The sequence below is a fragment of the Paraburkholderia sp. SIMBA_027 genome (genome assembly GCF_046535315.1).
In the GTDB taxonomy this organism is placed as follows: Bacteria; Pseudomonadota; Gammaproteobacteria; order Burkholderiales; family Burkholderiaceae; genus Paraburkholderia; species Paraburkholderia tropica.
Window position 1 is genome coordinate 1 of sequence record NZ_JAWRWY010001143.1, and the last position, 253, is coordinate 253.

The 253-nt window shown below is 31.2% G+C and carries 1 protein-coding gene; it reads right to left on the minus strand.

Annotated features, from left to right (window positions below; all coding sequences use genetic code 11):
• Window positions 1–253 (minus strand): hypothetical protein (locus SB764_RS42715; RefSeq protein ID WP_410867138.1); only part of this gene is annotated, 253 nt, incomplete at both ends.

Genomic DNA, 253 nt, shown 5'->3' on the forward strand with positions numbered 1-253 from the left:
TGAAGTATTTACCTGATCCCAATAAAATCCAAGGGTATGGTTTTCAGCTGGGTATACAAATAGATTTAAATTGTGATTATATCCATTTGTTAGAATATCTGATCCTGAAATATTATTTCTTTTATTCCACGAGTAGGTAGCATTATAGTCTATACTCATCCAACTGAAGTAAGTGTTATTAAATTTCACTCCTACACTTTGGTCAACCGTATTATTTTCGAATCCTATACTATTTCTCTTTTGGAATGATTCG